The organism is Verrucosispora sp. WMMA2044 (genome assembly GCF_027497155.1).
In the GTDB taxonomy this organism is placed as follows: domain Bacteria; phylum Actinomycetota; class Actinomycetes; order Mycobacteriales; family Micromonosporaceae; genus Micromonospora; species Micromonospora palythoicola.
Genome location: NZ_CP114913.1, coordinates 2,194,872 through 2,213,732 on the forward strand (window position 1 = coordinate 2,194,872; position 18,861 = coordinate 2,213,732).

General features: G+C 73.5%; 17 protein-coding genes. 8 read left to right on the top strand and 9 right to left on the bottom strand.

The window, feature by feature from the left end; all coding sequences use genetic code 11:
• Positions 1–83 precede the first annotated feature (83 nt).
• Complete coding sequence (locus O3597_RS09845; RefSeq protein WP_281603926.1) at positions 84–1,082, top strand: tyrosine-type recombinase/integrase; 999 nt, start codon at positions 84–86, stop codon at positions 1,080–1,082.
• Positions 1,083–1,091: 9 nt separating this feature from the next.
• Here the strand turns inward: O3597_RS09845 and O3597_RS09850 are convergent, their stop codons facing one another.
• Entirely contained in the window at positions 1,092–1,874 is a 783-nt protein-coding gene (locus O3597_RS09850) for an FkbM family methyltransferase (protein WP_281603927.1), read from the bottom strand.
• A gap of 213 nt (positions 1,875–2,087) precedes the next feature.
• On the opposite strand from O3597_RS09850, the gene O3597_RS09855 reads away from it, so the two are divergent.
• The 4 genes from O3597_RS09855 (at position 2,088) to O3597_RS09870 (ending at position 4,190) form a co-directional block, all read left to right on the top strand.
• On the top strand, positions 2,088–2,558 hold the full coding sequence (locus O3597_RS09855; RefSeq protein ID WP_164449861.1) for a MarR family winged helix-turn-helix transcriptional regulator: 471 nt from the start codon (positions 2,088–2,090) through the stop codon (positions 2,556–2,558).
• A gap of 109 nt (positions 2,559–2,667) precedes the next feature.
• Positions 2,668–3,084, top strand: coding sequence for a DUF6069 family protein (locus O3597_RS09860; protein WP_281603928.1), 417 nt, complete (start codon positions 2,668–2,670; stop codon positions 3,082–3,084).
• A gap of 114 nt (positions 3,085–3,198) precedes the next feature.
• Complete coding sequence (locus tag O3597_RS09865) at positions 3,199–3,624, top strand: Hsp20/alpha crystallin family protein (protein WP_164449863.1); 426 nt, start codon at positions 3,199–3,201, stop codon at positions 3,622–3,624.
• Between the two features lie 107 nt (positions 3,625–3,731).
• Positions 3,732–4,190 (top strand): hypothetical protein, encoded by a 459-nt coding sequence (locus tag O3597_RS09870; protein WP_164449864.1) that lies wholly within the window; start codon positions 3,732–3,734, stop codon positions 4,188–4,190.
• A gap of 14 nt (positions 4,191–4,204) precedes the next feature.
• Here O3597_RS09870 and O3597_RS09875 read toward each other — a convergent pair whose 3' ends face one another.
• From O3597_RS09875 to O3597_RS09905, 7 genes are all read right to left on the bottom strand, one after another.
• Positions 4,205–4,906 (bottom strand): ABC transporter ATP-binding protein, encoded by a 702-nt coding sequence (locus O3597_RS09875; protein ID WP_281603929.1) that lies wholly within the window; start codon positions 4,904–4,906, stop codon positions 4,205–4,207.
• Positions 4,903–5,865 carry an ABC transporter ATP-binding protein gene (locus O3597_RS09880; protein ID WP_281604510.1) on the bottom strand — a complete coding sequence of 321 codons (963 nt, stop codon included), beginning with the start codon at positions 5,863–5,865 and terminating at the stop codon, positions 4,903–4,905. The genes O3597_RS09875 and O3597_RS09880 overlap by 4 nt, the downstream gene beginning before the upstream one ends.
• Positions 5,866–5,867: 2 nt before the next feature.
• The gene (locus O3597_RS09885) at positions 5,868–8,549 is read right to left on the bottom strand and encodes an ABC transporter permease (protein ID WP_281603930.1); all 2,682 of its coding nucleotides are present in this window, start codon (positions 8,547–8,549) and stop codon (positions 5,868–5,870) included.
• Between the two features lie 167 nt (positions 8,550–8,716).
• Positions 8,717–11,923, bottom strand: a complete 3,207-nt coding sequence (locus tag O3597_RS09890) for an FtsX-like permease family protein (protein ID WP_281603931.1) — start codon at positions 11,921–11,923, stop codon at positions 8,717–8,719.
• A gap of 128 nt (positions 11,924–12,051) precedes the next feature.
• Positions 12,052–12,738, bottom strand: coding sequence for a thymidine kinase (locus O3597_RS09895; RefSeq protein ID WP_281604511.1), 687 nt, complete (start codon positions 12,736–12,738; stop codon positions 12,052–12,054).
• A 126-nt stretch (positions 12,739–12,864) separates the two neighbouring features.
• Entirely contained in the window at positions 12,865–14,259 is a 1,395-nt protein-coding gene (locus tag O3597_RS09900; RefSeq protein ID WP_281603932.1) for an MFS transporter, read from the bottom strand.
• A 22-nt stretch (positions 14,260–14,281) separates the two neighbouring features.
• A complete protein-coding gene (locus O3597_RS09905; protein ID WP_281603933.1) occupies positions 14,282–15,052 on the bottom strand; it encodes a glycerophosphodiester phosphodiesterase in 771 nt (256 codons plus the stop codon).
• Positions 15,053–15,158: 106 nt separating this feature from the next.
• On the opposite strand from O3597_RS09905, the gene O3597_RS09910 reads away from it, so the two are divergent.
• The 3 genes from O3597_RS09910 to O3597_RS09920 are packed head-to-tail and all read left to right on the top strand — an operon-like array spanning position 15,159 to position 17,945.
• Positions 15,159–15,872 carry a hypothetical protein gene (locus tag O3597_RS09910; RefSeq protein ID WP_281603934.1) on the top strand — a complete coding sequence of 238 codons (714 nt, stop codon included), beginning with the start codon at positions 15,159–15,161 and terminating at the stop codon, positions 15,870–15,872.
• 1 nt (position 15,873) lies between these two features.
• Entirely contained in the window at positions 15,874–17,583 is a 1,710-nt protein-coding gene (locus O3597_RS09915) for a hypothetical protein (protein ID WP_164449873.1), read from the top strand.
• Positions 17,580–17,945: a hypothetical protein gene (locus O3597_RS09920; protein WP_164449874.1), complete on the top strand. Its 366-nt coding sequence runs from the start codon at positions 17,580–17,582 to the stop codon at positions 17,943–17,945. Before O3597_RS09915 ends, O3597_RS09920 begins: the two co-directional genes overlap by 4 nt.
• A gap of 51 nt (positions 17,946–17,996) precedes the next feature.
• Here the strand turns inward: O3597_RS09920 and O3597_RS09925 are convergent, their stop codons facing one another.
• Positions 17,997–18,776: a lysophospholipid acyltransferase family protein gene (locus O3597_RS09925; RefSeq protein WP_281603935.1), complete on the bottom strand. Its 780-nt coding sequence runs from the start codon at positions 18,774–18,776 to the stop codon at positions 17,997–17,999.
• Positions 18,777–18,861: the final 85 nt, after the last annotated feature.

The following is an 18,861-nucleotide window of genomic DNA, read 5'->3' on the forward strand; positions in this document are numbered from 1 at the left end:
CGACGCGATGTACCGTCCTGCCGATCATGATGTGTCGGCGCGCCTGATCGTCTACCCACACCAGGACTGAGAGCATTTTTCACATGCGTCCGCACGACACTCCGGTGCAGTACCGCCCGTCGGCCTATCCGGCCCTGCCCGACGGACCGATGGCCGTCACCGACGCATGGTTGCGCAACCGACGGTTGAGCGAGCACACCCGTGACGCGTACCGCCGGGACGTCGCCGGCTGGCTGGCCTGGTGTGCCGCCCGGCGACTGGACCCGCTGCGGGCGAACTTCCTGCACGTCAACGAGTACGGGCGGGCGTTGGAGAACACCGTCTCCGCCCGGACCGGCCGTCCGTTGACCCCGGCGACGGTGGCCCGGAAGCTGTCCGCGCTGTCGAGCTGGTACGACTTCCTGGTCAAACTGCGGGCGGTGGAGCTGAACCCGGTGGCCGGGGCCGACCGGCCACGGGTCGACCGGGACCATTCCGGCACGGTCGGTCTGGCCCCGGACGAGGTGGACGCGTTGCTCTCGGCGGCCGAGGCCGAGACGGGGCCGACCGCCGCCCGCAACCGGGCCGCCGTCGCGCTGCTGGCCGATCTGGGACTGCGGGTGGGGGAACTGGTCTCGCTGAACCTGGACGACCTGGGCGCCGAGCGGGGGCACCGCAGCGTGCGCTTCGTCGGCAAGGGCGGGCGGGCACGCCGCCGGGCGTTGACCCCGGGCACGGCGTACGCCGTCGACGCGTACCTGGCCGAGCGGGCCGCCGTCCAGCGGGTGCCGGTGGCGGAGCTGACCGGTCCGCTGCTGGTCACCGCCAGCGGTGCCCGCCTCGACCGGCACTCGGTGTTCCGGTTGGTCCGGCGGCTCGCCCGTGTCGCCGGGATCGCCGCGTGGGCCCGGCTGTCGCCGCACTCGCTGCGGCACGCCTTCGCCACCACCGCGCGCTCCGAGGGGGTGCCGCTGGAGGACGTGCAGGACGCGATGGGCCACGCCGATCCGCGTACCACCCGGCGCTACGACCGGGACCGGCACAACCTGGACCGGGATCCGGCGTACGCCATCTGGGCGGCGCGGGCCCGCCGCCGCGGCTGAGTGGTGGAATCAACCGCGCGTCGTGCGCACGCAGTACACGTCGCCGGAGTTGGCCTCGTGGGGCAGCGCGAGCAGGTGCGCGGCCATCTCCTCGGCATCGACCCAACGCCCCAGCGTCAGCGACTTGTCGTCGCCGAGGGCCACGTCGAAGCCGGCGAAGCCGAGGGCGGCGAGCCGGTCCAGGCAGCGGACCGCGACCGCCCGTCCGATCGTGGTGAACTCGAAGGACAGGGCGGGCAGGGGATGGCTCAGGCCGGCGAGCACGGCGTCCTCGAAACCCTCCACGTCGATCTTGACGAAGTTGGGCGTGCCGTGTTCGGCGATCAGCGTGTCGACGGTGGTCACCGGCACCTCGATCTGGCCGTCCCATACCTGGCCCTCCCAACCGCCGGCCCCGGCGGCGGCCGCGACGAAGTCGGTGGAGGCGGTGGAGACGGTGGGATTGGCCGAGTTGACCAGGAAACCGATCCGACCGGCCTGGGCACCGCAGGCCGCCTCGATCAGCGTGACCTGGTCGTCGTCGGCGTAGATGGCCCGCAACGCCCGCAGGCACAGCGGTTGCGGCTCGACGGCGATGACCCGGGCACCGAGCCGACGGAAGCTGCCGATGTGGTCCCCGACATGCGAACCGATGTCGAAGACCAGGTCGCCGGGGCCGACGAAGCGGGCGTAGAAGGCGTCCATCGCCGCGTCCCGGTCCGGGTTGCCGTAGTAGACCTCTAACGATCGGCGCAGCGAGGCGGTGCGTGGGTCGGTCTTGAGCGCCTCGACCGCGGCGGAGTGGGTACCCATCGCAGCACCTTAACCCGCACCCCGCGCCCGTCGTGGCCGTCCGCGCGCCCGCTGGTCACCCGCGGTGACGCACTCCGGTGTCCCCGGTTGTCGGCCCACCGACGCCCTACCCGTGCGACGCTCGCAGCAGCGGCTGCCACCAGGTCGGATACCGCTCGCCGGCTGCCGAGCCGGTGATGATCCCGCTCCGGAGGATCTTGTTAGCCTCGGTGTATGGAATCCCCGTCGCCGGGTCGCCCGTCGGACCTGATGTTCCTGCTCAGCTGGGCCAGTCACGCGCTGCGCGCGGAGCACGCCGCCGGCATGGCCGAATTGGGGATCTCGCCCAGGGCGTACGGGGTGCTACTACGCGCCCGCGGCGGTGACCTGACCCAGCGCCAGATCGGCGAGTTGTGCGGCGTGGACAAGACCACCATGGTGGTGACCCTGGACCAGTTGGAGGCCAGCGGCCTGGCCCGACGCGTGCCCGCGCCGAGCGATCGCCGGGCCCGGCTGGTCGAGGTGACGCCGCAGGGGGAGCGGGTGCTCGACCAGGCCCGGCAGATCGCCGCCCGCCTCGAAACGGATGTGCTCGCGACACTGCCAGAGGCCGATCGCGAGGTGTTCCTCCGGGCCATCCGGCGGCTGGTGGACGAGCGGCTCTCCGGTGCCCGCACGTCCGGAGTGGCCGGCTCAGTCTGCTGACGGTCCCACGATCGGGAGTCCGCACCATTCCGTCCCGCATCAGATAGTCCCGTGCGGGACTATCTGATGCGGTCGCTGTTCAGATACCCCCTGCTTCGAGGAGTGGTTCATGAGCAGCGCCGCCGCGCATCCCGTCAGCACCGCCACCCCCCTCCGCCGTCGGGCCCTCGGCGTGCTGGCGGCCGTCGCGGCCTGCGTCGCGATCTGGCTCGTCGGCGCGCTCGGCGGTGTCGACTACGCGGTCCGCAGCCCGGGGCAACCCGAGGTGGTGGTCAACCTCGTTCCGGTCGTCGTCGTCTCCCTCGGGTCGGCCCTGCTGGGCTGGGCGGCGCTGGCCATGCTGGAGCGGTTCGCCGGGCGACGGGCCACCACCATCTGGATCAGTCTGGCGGCGGTGGTGACGCTGCTGTCGTTCGTGCCGTTGTTCCAGGTCGACGCCACCGGCGGTGCCAAGATCACTCTTGGTCTGATGCATCTGGCGGTGCCGGCCGCCCTGGCCGCCCTGCTGCCGAAGCGCGGTCACTGACCACGCGCCGGACGACTTGACGGCGGGCGCGGAGCGCGTTAAATAAGGAAGTGGAAGTTGAGTCGGATGGACTCAACTAGGGACCTTCGGCCAGGAGAACCGAGGAGGCACACGATGCTGATGCGCACCGACCCGTTCCGTGAGATCGACCGGCTCGCCGAGCAGTTCTTCGGCAGCACCAGCCGCCCGGCCGTCATGCACATGGACGCCTACCGCGACGGCGACTTCTTCTACGCCGCCTTCGACCTGCCCGGAGTCGACCCGGAGAGCATCGACTGCACGGTGCAGCGCAACGTGCTGACCGTGCGCGCCGAGCGGCGCCGTCCCGCCGGCGACAACGTCGAACTCGTCGCCGCCGAGCGCCCGATGGGCGTCTTCAGCCGCCAGCTGTTCCTCGGCGACACCCTCGACACCGACAAGCTCGAAGCAGGCTACGACAACGGCGTGTTGACGCTGCGGATCCCGGTGGCCGAGCGGGCCAAGCCCCGCCGGGTCACCATCAGTGCGACCGGCAACGGCCGCAAGGAGATCAAGCCCTGATCGACGACCTACCCCGGGCGTGGCCGGGCGGGACGCGGTAGCCGCCCCGCCCGGCCACGTCTGCTTTTCCGCCCGCCGCGGCGGCCGATTCTCTACCGTCGAGTGGTGTGGGCGCTGCGCAGCCGTGGAGCAGACCGGCCCGGCGACGCCATCCGATGCGGGTCGGCCTCGTCGTCGCCGCAGCCGGGACGGCGCTGTGCTGTGTCGGGGTCGCCGGCCTGGGCGCCTGGAACCTGCAACTGGTCACCCAGGCCGCCGCCCCGGTGCGCCAGACCGCCGAGGGATTCCTGCGCGAAGTCACCACGGGCGACACCGGCAGCGCCTACGAGCGGCTCTGCGACGACGCGCGTACCCGGTGGAGCGAACTCGGTTTCGCCAGCTGGGTACGCACCCCGCCGGTGGTGCGCGACTACGAGATCGTGGACGTGTCCGTGGCCACCCGCGGCGGCCGACCCCACGGCAAGGTCACCGTGCTGCTGACCCGCGACAGCGGCAGCACCGAACAACGGAACCTGTCGGTGGTACGGGAGGACGGTGGCTGGCGCGTCTGCGGCGACCCGTACTGACCCGGCCACCGCAGTCACGCCGGGACCGGCTCGGCCGCCTCGACGAGCCGGCCGTCACGCAGCACCAACACCCGGTCGGCCAACTCCACGAGCGTCGGGTCGTGCGTGGCGACCAGGGCCGTCATCCCCCGGGCACGCACCACCGCCCGCAGCAGGTCCAACACCGCCCGGCCGGTCTCCGAATCCAACTGGCCGGTCGGCTCGTCGGCGATCAGCAGCGCCGGGTCGTTGGCCAACGACCGGGCGATCGCCACGCGCTGCTGCTGCCCGCCGGACATCTCGTACGGCCGCTGCGCGGCGTGCCCACCCAACCCGACCAGTTCCAGCAGCACCGACACGCGCTGCTCACGATCCGCCGCCGGCACCTTCGCCAGCCGCATCGGCACCCCCACGTTCTCCGCCGCGGACAGGATCGGCACCAGTCCGAAGGACTGGAACACGAACCCGATGGTGTCCCGACGCAGCCGCAGCAGCTCCCTCTCGCTGGCCGCCGTCACCTCCTGCCCGGCCACCCACACCCGCCCCGAGGTGGGCCGGTCCAGGCCACCGATCAGGTTCAGCAACGTGGTCTTGCCCGCCCCGGACCGGCCCCGCACCGCGACCAGCTCACCGCGACCGGCACGAAACGACACCTCCCGCAACGCGTGGACGACCCGGTCACCACCGCCGTAGTCGCGGCTGAGCCCCTCGACCCGGATCAGCTCCTGCTCGCTCACCGCGCACTCCTTCCGTCACCGGGACGGACCTGCACGTGGTCCGGCTCCAGGGTCAACCGCACCCGGTCGCGCAACGCCAACGCGTCGACGAAACCCGCCGGCAACTGCATCCGCCCGGCCCGGTCCAGCACCGCGTACTCCTCGGTCACCAACTCCTCGACGCCGTCGGCGCCGACCCGCGCGGTGCGGTGCACCTCCGAGGCGGTGCGGCCGTCGCGGATCGACACGGTACGGCGCACCTGCGAGGCGACCTGCGGGTCATGGGTCACCACCACCACGGTCACCCCCAGCTCGGCGTTGATGGTGCGCAGCGCGGCGAAGACCTCCCCGGCCGTCGCCTCGTCCAGCTCACCGGTCGGCTCGTCGGCGAAGAGCACCTCCGGGTCGTTGGCCACCGCCACCGCGACGGCACAGCGCTGCTGCTCGCCGCCGCTCATCTGCCCCGGCCGACGGTCCGCGCAGTAGCCGACGCCGACCATCTCCAGCAACTCCACCGCCCGCCGCCGCGCGGTCCGCCCACCCCGACGCGCCAGCCGCATCGGCAACTCCACGTTCTCCCGGGCGGTCAGGTACGGCAGCAGGTTGCGTGCGGTCTGCTGCCACACGAACCCGACGGTGTGCCGCCGGTAGCGCAGCCGCTTGGCCGCCGACATGGTCAGCAGGTCGAACCCGGCCACCCGGGCGATGCCCGCGGTCGGTGTGTCCAACCCGGACAGGATGTTCAGCACCGTCGACTTGCCGGAACCGGACGCCCCCACGATGGCGATCAGCTCACCACGGTCCACGACCAGATCGAGGCCCTGCAACGCGACGACCTCCACCCCCTCGCTGGTGAAGATGCGTACCAGCCCGTCGCAGACGATGTGCCCACGCAGCCGGTCGGCGCCACCGGCCCGCGCGGCGGCCCGCTCCGCCGCCCGTCGTTGCAGCGTCGCCAGGTCCGGACCATCAGACACCATCGTCACGGGTTCTCCTCTCCCAGCCGCAGCACCTCACCGAGGCGCATCCGCCGGTTCATCAGGTTCTCCACCACCAGCCCGGTCACCAGGCCCAGGACCACCAGACCCAGCACCGAGGCCAGCACCAACGGATCCAGGTGATCGCGCACCGGCACGCCGGGCACGAACGCGGACAGCCCGAGCGTCGGCCCCAGGATCCGGGGCAGGGCCGCACCCACCGCCGCCCCGGTCAGCGCCGCGACCAGGACCAGCGGCACCAACTCGTACACCAGCAGCCGCCGGCCACGGCCGGCGGACAGGCCCAGGGTGCGCAACCGGGACAGCATCCGGCCTCGCCCGGCAGCGTCGGCGACCACCGCGAACCCGACGGCCAGCACCGCCAGCGCGATGCCGCCGGCCGCGCCGGCGGTGAACGCCAGGGTCAGCACGTCGTTGGCGCCGGTGCGGTCAAGGTCCTCGCGGTACCCCCGCCACGTCTGCAACGACGCCGGCACCTGCGTCCGCGTCACCTCCACGCCGAGCACCGCGGACTGCCGCCGCCGCTGCGCGTCGTCGGCCACCCCCAACAGGTCCGCCTCGTCGATGTCGTCACCGGCCACCAGATACCGGTTCGGGATGATCGGCGTGTACTCGTACTCCGGCAGCGCCTGCCACGGCAGCACCACGAACCGCTCGGTGCCCAACCCCACACCCGGGAAGGCCTCGACCACCTCGGCGACCCGGAACTCGTACAACCTGCCCTGCACGTCCACCGCAGCCTGGTCACCGACCTGCGTGGCCACCTGCGACGACACCACCGCCGGCACCGGCCCGTCACCCCGCGCGGCAGCCCGCAGGGCCGCCGGCACGTCCACCTCGACACCGCTGCGCGCCACCACCTGCGCGAACGCCGGGCCGTCCACCACCAGCACCCGGGCCGTGCCGATCTGCCGCGACGGCGACCCCGCCTCCGGCACCAGCCGCCGATTCGAGGCCACCCACACCCGAGCCACCGCCGTCACCCCGGACACCCTCGACAATGCGTCCTGCGCGTCGGGGGAGAAGGTGTACCCGGACAGCCAGGCGTCCGCCGGCACCGTCAACGTGGCCGCCCGGTCCCGGGCCGCCGCGACGGTGGAGGTGACCACCCCGCCGAACACCCCGGTGCTGACCGCGACGATCAGCACCGCCAGCGGACCCAACGCCACCGGCGCACCCCGTCCGGCGCGGGCCACACCGAGGAACAGCACCGCGCCCCGGGCCCGCGCGGCCAACCTGCCGGCCGCCCGCAGCGGCCACGGCACCAGCCGCACCGCCACCAGCGCGGCGGCGACCGCCACCAGCACCGGCACCGAACTGAGGTACGCGTCGACACCGGCACCCGGGTCGAGACCACGACGGCGCAGCAGCACCACCCCGAGCGTGGCCAGCACCAGCACACCCGCCTCGACGGTCAGCCGCCGCGCCGACGGACGACGAAACGCCACATCGGCACGCCCCCTGACGACCCCGACCCGCCGCTGCGAGTGCATCGCCAACACCGGCACCACCGCGGTGGTGAGCACCGCCAACGCCAGCACCGCCCAGGGGAACCCATCGTCGCGACCCGGCACCCGGCTGCCGACGAGCCAACCGACGAGCACCGCCAACGGCTGCACCGGCGCGGACTCGGCCAGGGCCCGCAGCCCGACGGCGCTCAGGGCGGCACCCCGGGCCCGCAGCAGGGCGAACTCGTCACGTCGCCGCAGCACCGTCAACCGCGCCGCCAGCACGATCAGCCCGAGCAGGCTGGCGACCAGCCCCGCCTGCACCACCGCGAGCAGGGCCTGCACGGCGCGCAACTGCCCCGCGAACCGCGACAGCGCGCCGTCCAGCGACGTCTGCACCGTCGCACCCGAACTCCACGACATGCGGCGGGCCTCCGCCACCGCCGCCGTCACCGACTCCAGCGTCGCCGCGTTCAGCCGCCGCTCGTCGAGGCGGTACCGCCAACCGCTGACCGCGGCGACCCCACTGCCGGCGGCGACGACGTCCACGCCGACCCAGTCGGTCACCCCCGCCACGACGTACGGCTCGCCGTCCAGCACCGGGACCACCGGCTCCAGCGCGTAGCCCAGATCGTCCCAGACCGGGTCACCGGCGTCGCGCGGCTCGAACACCCCGACGATGCGCGCATCCGCCTGACCGTCGCGTCCGGCGAACCGCAGCCGCTGACCGGCGCGCAGGGACAGCGTCTCGGCCACCGCCCCCGACACCACCACCTCCGCCGGGCCGCCCGGGCGGGTGCGGGGCCAGCGTCCGGCGGTCAGCTCGGCCGCCTCCGCGACGCCGGTCTGGGCGCGCAGGCCGAACATCTTGCGGGCACCACCGTCCATCGGCGGTTCGTCGCCGACGGCGAACAGGTGCTCCTCGTCCAACGACGCCGCGTACCACCGACGCTGCACCAGGCTCGGCAGCGGCTGCGGCAACTCGGCCGCGTAGCGGCCCAGATCGGCCTGCCCGGCCGCGGCCGGCGCGGGTCGCGGCCCGGCCAGCGACACGTCCCGCACCAGGTGCGGCAGCCGGGCCACGTCCGCGCGCAACCCCCGGTCGGCGTACTCCCCGGTCAGCCGGGGCGCGGCGGTCAGCAGCAGCGCCGCCACCAACCCCAGCACCGCCAACAGGCCCACCTGACCGCCGTACGCCCGGATCCGCCTCGCGCTCACGGTGCTCGCCTTTCGTTCGCGACTGCGGGGCTCGCAAGCTCACTCCTCGCGCTCACGGTGCTCGCCTTTCGTTCGCGACTGCGGGGCTCGCAAGCTCACTCCTCGCGCTCACGGTGCTCGCCTTTCGTTCGCGACTGCGGGGCTCCGCTGCGCTGCACTCCTCGCGCTCACTGGGCCTCCCCGGCACGTAGGTGCGCGGCGGTGAGTCGTCGCCGCACGCTCACCGACACCGCGGCGCTGAACGCCAGGGCCAGCGCCAGCAGTCCGATGCCGGTACCCAGCACCGGCACCCAGTCGACGCTCAGCAGCGGCGGCGGATCGGGGCGGTCCGCCGACGGGGTGAGGATGACGAGCGGGGCCATCGTCGCCGCCACACCGACGCCCACGGCCAACCCCACCAGCACACCCTGGCCGGCGAGGAACGACTGCTCGGCCAGCAGCGACCGGGCCACCAGGCGGTGACCCGCGCCGAGGGTGTGCAGCACGGCCAGTTCCCCGGCCCGGCGCCGCGCCGTGGCACTGACGTCCACGGCCACCCCCACCGCGGCCAGCAGCACCGCCGCGAGGGCGGCGACGAAGAGGGCACCGCGGGCGCCCACGCCGAACGGGTCGCGAGCCAACTGGTCGGCGACGTCCCGGCGATCCAGCACGGTCAGACCGTCGAGCGCGGCGGCTGCCCCGGCCACCTGCGCCGCCGCCTCGGGCTGGGCGGCCACCCACCACTCCTGCGGTGAGCGGACGATGCCGTGTTCGTGGAACAGCCGGGTACGCAACGACGGCAGGTCGACAAGCAACGCGGCGTCCTCGACGTCACCGGGCAGAGCCGTGGCCCGGTCGACCATGACGACATCGACCTCGGCGCCGCCCAGGAACAGCCTGGTCTGCGCCCCGACGTCGACGTGCAGCGTGTCCAGCGCCGCCGCGGTGGCGACCACCGGCACCGGGTTCGTTCCGGCCGGCCGGGTGACGGCCAGCTGCACCGGCGTGTCCGGGGCATTCCAGCTCACCGGCATGTCACGTGCGTAGCGGCCGGACAGGGTGGCACCGGAGCCGGTGGACGCGGTGGCGGTTCCCGCGCGGTCGACCACCTGCCACGGTCCGTCCGCGCCCAGATCGACCGGGGTGCCGGTGCTGGTGTCCGGGCTGGCCCGCAGGTCCGACAACCGCCAGTCGAGGCTCAGCCGGGGGCCACCGCGGGTATCGGTGGTGAAGCCGGCCAGCCGCCACGGCCCGTCGCCGGCCGGCAGTTCGACGGAGAACCGTAGCGGCTGACCGTCCCAGCCGGTCGAGCCCAGGACCACCCGGCGGTGTTCGCCCCGGGCGTCGCTGAGCACGACCTCATGGCGGATGGGCCCACCCGTGCCGACGTCGACGACGCCCCGGGTACGCAGCTGACCGGTCAGTCGCCGGGTGCCGGTCGGCAACACCGTCGCCGGTGCCGGCACCCGCGCTTCCGCGAGGCCGCCGAGCAGCCGACCGGTGGATCCGCCGGCCAGGTCGGACCGCAACCGCAACACCCCGTCCGCGGCACCGGCGTCCACCGCCATCATGGTCGCCGGCTCGGCGCCGGCGCCGAGCCGCACCGGCTCCCGCCAGGCGGGCAGGACCGCCCGGGTACCCGGCAGGTCGGCGAGCTGCTCGGCGCGGCCGTCCGGGGCGGCACCGGTGGTCTCGGTCAGCCGCAGGTCGGCGCCGACCCGGTGGGCGGCCTGGTCGTCGAGGGACCGTTGCGCTGTCCCGGCGAGGGACCAGGCCAGGGTGCCGACCGCCACGGCGAGGGCGAGCAGCAGCACCGGCCCGGCGTGCGGGCGCCGGCCGGCCTGCCAGGTGCCGAGCATCACGGCGGTCCACGGCCGGCGGTCCACCCAGCGTTCCGTCAGCCGCACCAGCGGCGGCAGCAGCCGCAGTGCGAGCACCGCCCCGGCCAGCACACCGAGCGTCGGCGCGGCCGCCAGCAGCGGATCGACGCCCAGCTCACCGCCCCGGGAGCGGGACAGCGGGGACGAGTATCTGCTCAACTGGTACCAGCTGAGCAGGGCCAGGCCGACGAGCAGGACGTCCAGGCCGGCCCGCTGCACCATGCCTCGCCGGCTCGGTCGGGACCGGCTGGCCAGGTCAGCGACGTAACTGCCGCCGCGGCGCAGACTCGGGCCGATCATCGCGGCCGCGCAGCCGGCGGCCGCGAGCCCGGCCACCAGCCACACCGTCGGGTCCGCCCGGTCCGGTCGTAGTGAGACGGCGGCGAGTCCGGGCAGCCGGTCGGCCAGCCCGAGCAACTCCACGACGAGCGGTGGGGCGAGGACCACGGCCGGCAGCACGACCAGGGTGGCCTCCCTTGCGGTCAGCCCGGCCACCTGCCAACGGGCGGCGCCCCGGGCCCGCAGCAGCGCGGTCTCACCCCGGCGGTGCTCGGTGAGCAGGATCGCCACGAGCAGCAGCGCGTACCCGCCGAGCACCACCACCAGCAGCATCGGCGTGACCAGGGCGGACCGGCCGACGAGGGTGGCCTGGCGCAGTCGTTGCACCAGGTCCACCAGGTCACCGCTGACCACCGCGGAGTCACCGAGGCCGGCGTCGGCCGAACTGCTCGTGGTGATGCGGGCGGCGGCGTCGGCGAGCCGGTCCAGGGCGGTCGGACCGATCCCGGTCAGGTCGGGTTCGACAAGCCAGCCGGCGGAGGCGTTGGCCAGGAAGTGGGTGGCGAAGTCGTCCCGGGACACCGTCATCGGGCCGTAGGTGGCCGCCTGCGACAGCGAACCGGTGCTCGTCTCCGGCGCCAGCCGCCAGTACGCGGCGTCCGGGTCCACGGGGCTGAACACGCCCGTCACGACGACCTCGGTGACCCGCCCGGTGAGCCCGTCGGTGATCGGGATGCGGTCGCCGACCCCCACCCGCAGCGTCGTCGCGGCGGCCTCGCCGATCGCGGTCTGCACCGGATCGGCCCCGGTACGCGGCCACGTGCCGGAGGTCAACCGGGCGTGCGCGGGCAGATCGTCGAGGAACATCACCGACGCGTAGGTGACTCCGCTGCGGTCGGCGACAGCGTCACCGGTGTCACCGCGCAACTGCCGACCAGCCGCGTACCCGGCGGCGCTGACCCGGGCCGGCAGACCGGCCAGGTCGGCTTCGACCCGCTGCCGCAACGCGCCGTCCCGGTCGCGCAGCGCCGCATCGGTACGTCCGGCGGACGCGCGGACCAGGACCGACCGTTCCTCGGCGGTGGCCGCCGCCAGCACGTTGCGGGTGCCGGAGTCGACGACGTCGCGGTTGTACGCGGCCAGACCGGTGAGCGCGACGGTGGCCACCAGCGCCGCCCCGGCGGCGGCCAGCAGCAGACCCCTGGTGGCTCGGGCACGCCGCAACGCGAACCTCATCTGTGGTGTACCCCCGCCGGTTCGCGGGCCGGTGCGGCCCCTGGTTGGTGCTCCCGTCATGCACCAGAAGGGGCCGGGGTCGGGGAAAGGTTCGCAGCGGTGATCGTTTCGTTATGCGGGGCGCGGGCTCAGGTTCCGGTGGCGGCGCTGCCGGGACCGAGGTCACCGGCGCGGTGGTGCCGGCGGCAGAGCACCTGGTACCGCACGTCGGCGGTGTCGGCGGTGTCGCCGATGACGACCTGTGCGCCCTCGCGGGCCACCCGCCCGTCGGCGACGCGGGCGTTGAGCAGCCCCTCGCGGCCGCACCAGCAGAGCACCTCGACCTGGATCCGGGCCACCGAGTCGGCCAGTTCGAACAGCCGCCGCGCCGCCGGGAACATGCTGGAGCGGAAGTCGGTGGCCAGGCCGAAGGCGTACACGTCGACGTCGTAGCTGTCGACCAGGTCGGCCATCTGCTCCACGTGCTCGACGGCGTAGAAGCTGGCCTCGTCACAGATCAGGTAGTCCACCCGCACCCCGTCGGCCCAGGCGTCGCGGACCAGGGTGCGCAGGTCCAGCTCGTCGGTCACCTCGACGGCCTCGTGGGCCAACCCGATGCGGGTGGTCACCTGCGGGCCGAGTGAGCGGTCGATGCGGGTGGTGACCAGCCCTCGACGTCCCTGCCGGGCATGGTTGTAGTTCATCTGCAACGCCATCGTGGACTTGCCGCAGTCCATCGGCCCCCAGAAGAACCGCAGCGCGGCGGCGTGCGCCGGTCGTCCGTCGACGCCACGGGCGGCGACACACCCGGCCGGGTTGTCGGCCGCACCGGGCAGGGTCGGGCGGGCCAGGCAGGTCGGTACGGCGTCGTCGGTCGTCACGGACCGGCAGCCTAGTGCGCGGTGAGGCGGGCCCGCGCGGTTGCCCCGACCGGGGTGTCGATCATCGCATCGCCGCCGGGATCAGAGCACCCGCGGCGGGGTGTTGCCGGCGGCGATGATGGCCCGCCGGATCGGCACCGCCGCCAGCAGCAGGAACCCGACCACGAAGAAGATCAGCAGGGAGACCAGGCCGACGCGGTAGGAGTTGGTGAGCTGGAACACCAGACCGAACGCGAGGGGGCCGAGCCAGCTGGTGCCCTTGTCGCTGATCTCGTAGAAGCCGTAGTACTCGCCCTCCTTGCCAGCGGGGATCAGCTGGCTGAACAGCGACCGGCTCAGCGCCTGGCTGCCACCGAGGACCAGACCGATGGCCGCGCCGAGCACCATGAACGGCAGCGGCGCCTCGGCGGGCAGCCGGAACGCCGCGACGATCACCCCGGTCCAGAGCACCAGGCTGAGCAGGACCGTCTTCCAGGCCCCGATCCGCCCGGCCAGGGCACCCAGCCCCAACGCGCCCCCGAAGGCCAGGAACTGCACCAGCAGGATCGTCACGATCAGGGTGCTCTGTCCCAGCCGCAGCTCCTCGGTGCCGTACTGGCTGGCCAGGGTGATGACGGTCTGGATGCCGTCGTTGTAGACCAGGAACGCCAGCAGGAAGAACAACGTCAGCGGGTACGCCTTGATCTCCCGCAGGGTGCGGCCGAGTTGCCGGAACCCGTCGGTGAGCACGTTGCCGCGGCCGGCGGCGGCCAGCGCGGCGGCGGTGGGATGCTCCCGCAGCCAGCGCAGCGGCACCAGGGTGAACGCCGCCCACCACAGCCCGGCCGAGACGATCGACCAGCGGGCCATGTCCAGGTCGCGCTCGGCGGTGCCGTTGTCGAACGACTGCACGGCGACCAGGTTCAACGCCAGCAGCAGGCCGCCGCCCAGGTAGCCCAGCGCCCAACCCCGGCTGGAGATGGCGTCGCGCTCGTCCGGTCCGCCCAGTTGCGGCAGGAACGAGTTGTACACCACGATCGCCGCGCCGAAGCTGATGTTGGCGATGACGAACAGCGCCCCGCCGAGCAGGTACCGGTCCCCGGTGACGAAGAGCATCCCGATGGTCGCCGCGGCCCCGGTGAACGCGGTGGCCGCCAGCAGCCGCTTCTTGTGCAGCGACCGGTCGGCGATGGCGCCGATCACCGGCAGCACGAAGACCGTCAGCAGCACCGACAGCGAGATCAGGTACGGGTAGTAGGAGCCGGCGGCCACCTTGATACCCAGCGGGTACACGTACCCGACGCACTCGTCGGCGCCGAGTTCGCATCCGGCGGCGACCTCGGCGACGCTGGTCAGGAACGGCCCGAGGAAGACCGTGATGACGGTGGTCTGGAAGGCCGAGTTCGCCCAGTCGTAGAAGTACCAGCCGGTGCGCTCGCGGCGGGTGCTCCTGGGCGGTGGCGCGTCCTGCGCCGCCGGGGTGACCGTCTCGGCCATGGGGGGTCCTCCGCCCAGGTGTTCAGGCGGCCCAGTGGCCGCGGCTGCGGTAGACGTCGCGCAGCACGCCGACGTGGTCGGTCATGATGCCATCAACCCCAAGATCAAGTAACTCGTGCATCTCGGCAGGTTCGTCGATCGTCCAGACGTGCACCTGCAGACCGAGCCGGTGAGCCGTCCGTAGGAACCGGCGGTCGACCACCGGCACCCGGCCGTAGCGCACCGGCACCTGTGCGGCCACCACCGACGGCGGCAACCGCAGCGGCCGGCCGGTCCACGAGGCCCACCGCAGCCGGGCCACCCCGCGTACCCCGAGACTGGTGGCGACCCGCCCGCCGGTCAGCGCCCGCAGCCGGGTCAACCGGGCGTCGCTGAACGAGGCCAGCAGCACCCGGTCTATGGCGCCGGCCCGGTCGACCGTGGTCACCGTCGGGGTCACGCCGGCGTCGGACTTGACGTCGATGTTGAACCGCACCTGCGGCCACGCGTCGAGCACCTCGTCGAGGCGCGGCACCACGGCGGAACCGCCGACCCGCACGCTGGCCAGGTCCGCCCAGCGCATCGCGCCCACCCGGCCACGCTGCCCGGTGACCCGTTCCAGGGTGTCGTCGTGGAACACCACGGCCACCCCGTCGGCGGTGCCGTGCACGTCGGTCTCGACGTACCGGTAGCCGAGTTCGACCGCTCGGGCGAAGGCCGCCACGGTGTTCTCGTCGCCGTCGGCGGCGCCGCCGCGGTGGGCGAAGGCCAGCGGCGCGGGCGCGTCGAGGTAGGGGTGCGCGGTCGTGGGCACGCGGCGCAGTATGCCTGGCCCGGGTGACCGCGCGGTGGCGGGCCGGCGGCACGCCGGGTGCGTCTCGTCGTCCACGCCACAACCGGTACCCGTTGGTGACTGCCGGATGCCGGACAGTAACCTTCCCCGCTTGGTCGGCACCGGTGACGATGCCCGGGTGATGGCGTGGACGAACCCCGTACCGCGACGCGACGACCCGCCCTCGACGCCGGCGGCGCTGACCATCCGCCCGGTGCATCCGCTGCCCGGACGCGTCGCGCCGCCGCGCCGCCCGGCGACCCGCGGCCTCCCGACCGGGTTCGGGGCGCTGCTGGTCACCACGCTGGTCGCCGGCAGCCCCTGGGGAGACGAGCTGCTGCGGGAGCTGAGGGTCAACCTGCCCCGCGTCGACGGCCCGGCCGGCATCGTCACGACCGTGGTCGACGCGCTGCTGCTGGGGCTGTCGTGGCTGCGGTGGGGCGGCCCGGACACACTGTCCAGCTACCACCTCGCCCGCACTGCCCAGGTGGCGCTGTTCGTCGTGATCGTGCTGGTGATGCTGCGCAGGCTGGCCGCCGGGGGCACGCCGCCTGGGGCGTACCGGTTCCTCGGCACGCTCGGTGCGACGGTCCTGGCGGCGGCGCTCGCCACGGTTGGCGGTGCCCTGGCGCACCTGGCCGTCGACAGCGGCGTCTACGTCGGGTCGGAGATTCGTGCGGAACTGCTCAACGAACTGGTACGGGCCCTGCTGTGCGGCTTCGTCGTCGGCCTGCTGCTGGCGGCGGTGCCGGCACGGCGGCACCGGTCTCGACCGGCCGTTCCCGGTCTGGGAGGCGACTGACATGGTGATCCGGCAGGGCACCCCCGAGGCCTCGACGGAGGGCCCGGCGGACGCCACCAGCGAGGCGACCCGCTACCTGTGCGTGGCGGCGCACACCGACGACACGTTCGCCGACTCGGCCCTGTCCGAGGTCTTCGACGACGAGCTGCGGGCGGTGGCGCCCTCGGTCGGCTTCGACCTGACCACCGTGCTGCGGCACTGCCTTGAGGCACGCCAGCGGCGAATCCGTCGCGACGCCGGCCTGATCATCGCCGGAGGTATGGCCCTGCTGCTGGCGCCGCTGTGGACGCTGCTGGTAGCGGCGGTGCTGGCGATCGTCATGTCGCTCACCCGGACCAACCGGCAGGGCCCGCTCGGTCCACTCGTCTCGGTGCTGGCCCTCGTGGCGGCCACAGTGGTGTCGGTGTGGCTGCTGGTGCAGTTCGTCGGGATCGACACCGGCGAGGGGGAGAGCACGCTCAGCTGGACGGTGGGCCTGCCGTGGCTGGCGCTGGTGGCCGGCCTGGTCGCGTACCTCATCCTCGTGCTGCACCTGTTCGGCACTCGGCAACTGCTGGTGGAGCGGCTACGGCGCGGGCACTTCCAACCTGCGGCCTCCGGCACCAGCCCGGTGCCGCAGCGCTACGCCGCACGCCTGGCGGCTGTCGACACGGCGCAGCACGGCAACGTGACGATCTACAGCGGGTACACCCCGTTCGTCGGGCATGGCGCCCCGGTGGCCGGCTGGTCGTTCGCCCTGCCGATCCACCGGGCCGAGCCGCAGCTGTCCGGATCGTCGGGCGCCGACGCCGACGTACGGTTCGCCGTGGTGGACCTGATCGACCATGTACGGCGCCGGCTGGCGGCGATCCGGCTCGACCCGGCCGGCGATCCGGAGCTGAATCCGGAACGGCTCGCCGGGCTGGTGCTGGAGGACCGGGTCTTCGTGCACGGCGGTCTGCTGAGCGACGATCCGCAGCTGCTGCCCGACCGCGGCCGGATGCCCCGGCAGCGCTGGTCCGACGAGCGGCTGCGGGCGGTGGCCAGCCGGCCGCAGGGCGCCGCCCGGCACTTCCTGTGCGCCCTGGTTCCGTCCTGGGGCGGTGAGGTGGTGGCCTGCACGTTCCTGCACTTCTCCACCGATGGTCGGGTGCTCTACCTGGAGTGCGCCCGGACCTTGCTGGAACCGCCGCGCATCGAGTACCACGACGTGGACCGGTTGACCGAGTGGCTCCCGGTGCGCCAGTTCGTCCAGTTGTTCACCGGCGCCGCCGAGCAGTTGGTACGTACCGCCCTCGGCGCGCCGGTGCGCCTGGTACGCGACGGCGTCCGGGTGGTGCGTCACCAGATCCGGCAGGCGCGGTCGCGCCGGATGGCCCGTGAGGACCTCGGCTACGACTACGGCGCCCGAGCCGGCGTACGGGAGCTGGCCACCGGCATCACCTACCACAACTACTTCCAGGTGCTCGACGCCGCGAAACACCTCAAGGTGGTCGAGCGGCACGTGCTGGCCGCCATCGTCGACTTCCTGGAGGACAGGGGTGTGGACACCGCCGAGTTCCGCACCCGGCAGACGATGATCCTCAACCAGGGTGTGATCCAGACCGGCGGCCTCAGCGTCGTCGGTAACCAGGCGGTCGGTGCCGGGGCGCGAGCGGAACAGCAGAGCACCACAGAGCAGCCGTCGCCGCAGGGCACGAGCCGTCGAGCCGGCACCGGGAGGCCGTCATGACCACGTCCGACAACTCGATCAACTTCGGTGTCCAGCAGTCGGGTGGGGTGAGCCAGGTCGGCAACCAGGCAGTGGGACCGGGAGCACACGCCGTCGGTGGGGGACTGTGGGCCACCGCACCGGGGGTGGACCTGCCGGCCCTGATCACGCAACTGGTGCAGACCCTCGACCGGCATCGTGACGAGTTGCCGGAGCCGGCTCGGGCGGTTGCCGCGGAACTGCGGGTCCAGCTGGCGCGGCCGGTTCCGGAGCCGGCCCGGGTCACGGCGCTGTTGCAGCGCCTGGCGGCGCTGGCCGCGCCGGTGGCACCGGTGGCCTCGGCCGTGACGGAGGTGTTGCGGGCGGTGCAGCAGGCGACCTGAGCCCGGGAAACCCACGCAGCCCGGCGCGCGCCCGGGGTTTGCGGCGAGCGCTCAGCCAGCGGTGGGACGACGCCGGTGTACGCGCCCGAGGTCGACCGGACGGCCGGGGTCGACGTGGCGGGGCCGGTCGGGTTCGTCCGGCCGCAGCGGGGCGAGGGTGTCGGTGATCGCGTCGATGATCCGGTCGGTGGCCCGTCGGGCCGCGCCCGGCGTGCCAAGGGTCAGGTCGGTCAGCTCCACCGGGTCGCCGAAGTGCACCCGGACCGTCGGGCGACGGACCAGCGCGCGGACGATGCCGCCGAGCAGACCCTTGGGGGTCTGGTAGGGCAGCACCTCGTGGGATCCCCACTGGGCGACCGGCACGACGGGCGCACCGCAGGCCAGGGCGAGACGGGCGGCGCCGGTCTTGCCGCGTTCGGGCCACATGCCCGGGTCCAGGCCGATGCGTCCCTCCGGGTAGACCAGGATCGGCGCGCCGGCGGCCACCGCGGCGGCGGCGTCGTCCAAGGCCCGGTGTACGCCGCTGGTGCCCCGGTCGACGCGGATGTGCCCGGCGCGGCGCATCGCGACGCCGATCAGCGGGGCCCGGAACAGCCCGCCGGTGGCCATGATCCTGGGTGCCACCCGGCGGGCCCGGCAGGCCGCGGCGAGCACGATCGGGTCGAACGGGCTGATGTGGTTGGCGGCCAGGATCAGCGGTCCGCCGCGCAGCCGGGCCGGTATGTCGCCGGTGACCCGCAGCCGGGCCAGCATCCCGACGACGAGGCGCGCCAGCAGCAACGCGACGCGCCAGATCAGCGGCGGACGCCAGGGGGAGTGGGCTGCTTCCATCAGCGGGACATGATCGCACGGGGAACCGACGACGCGGCGCCCAGGGCGGGTCCTACGGCAGGAGTGAGCAGGGTCATTGGTCCCG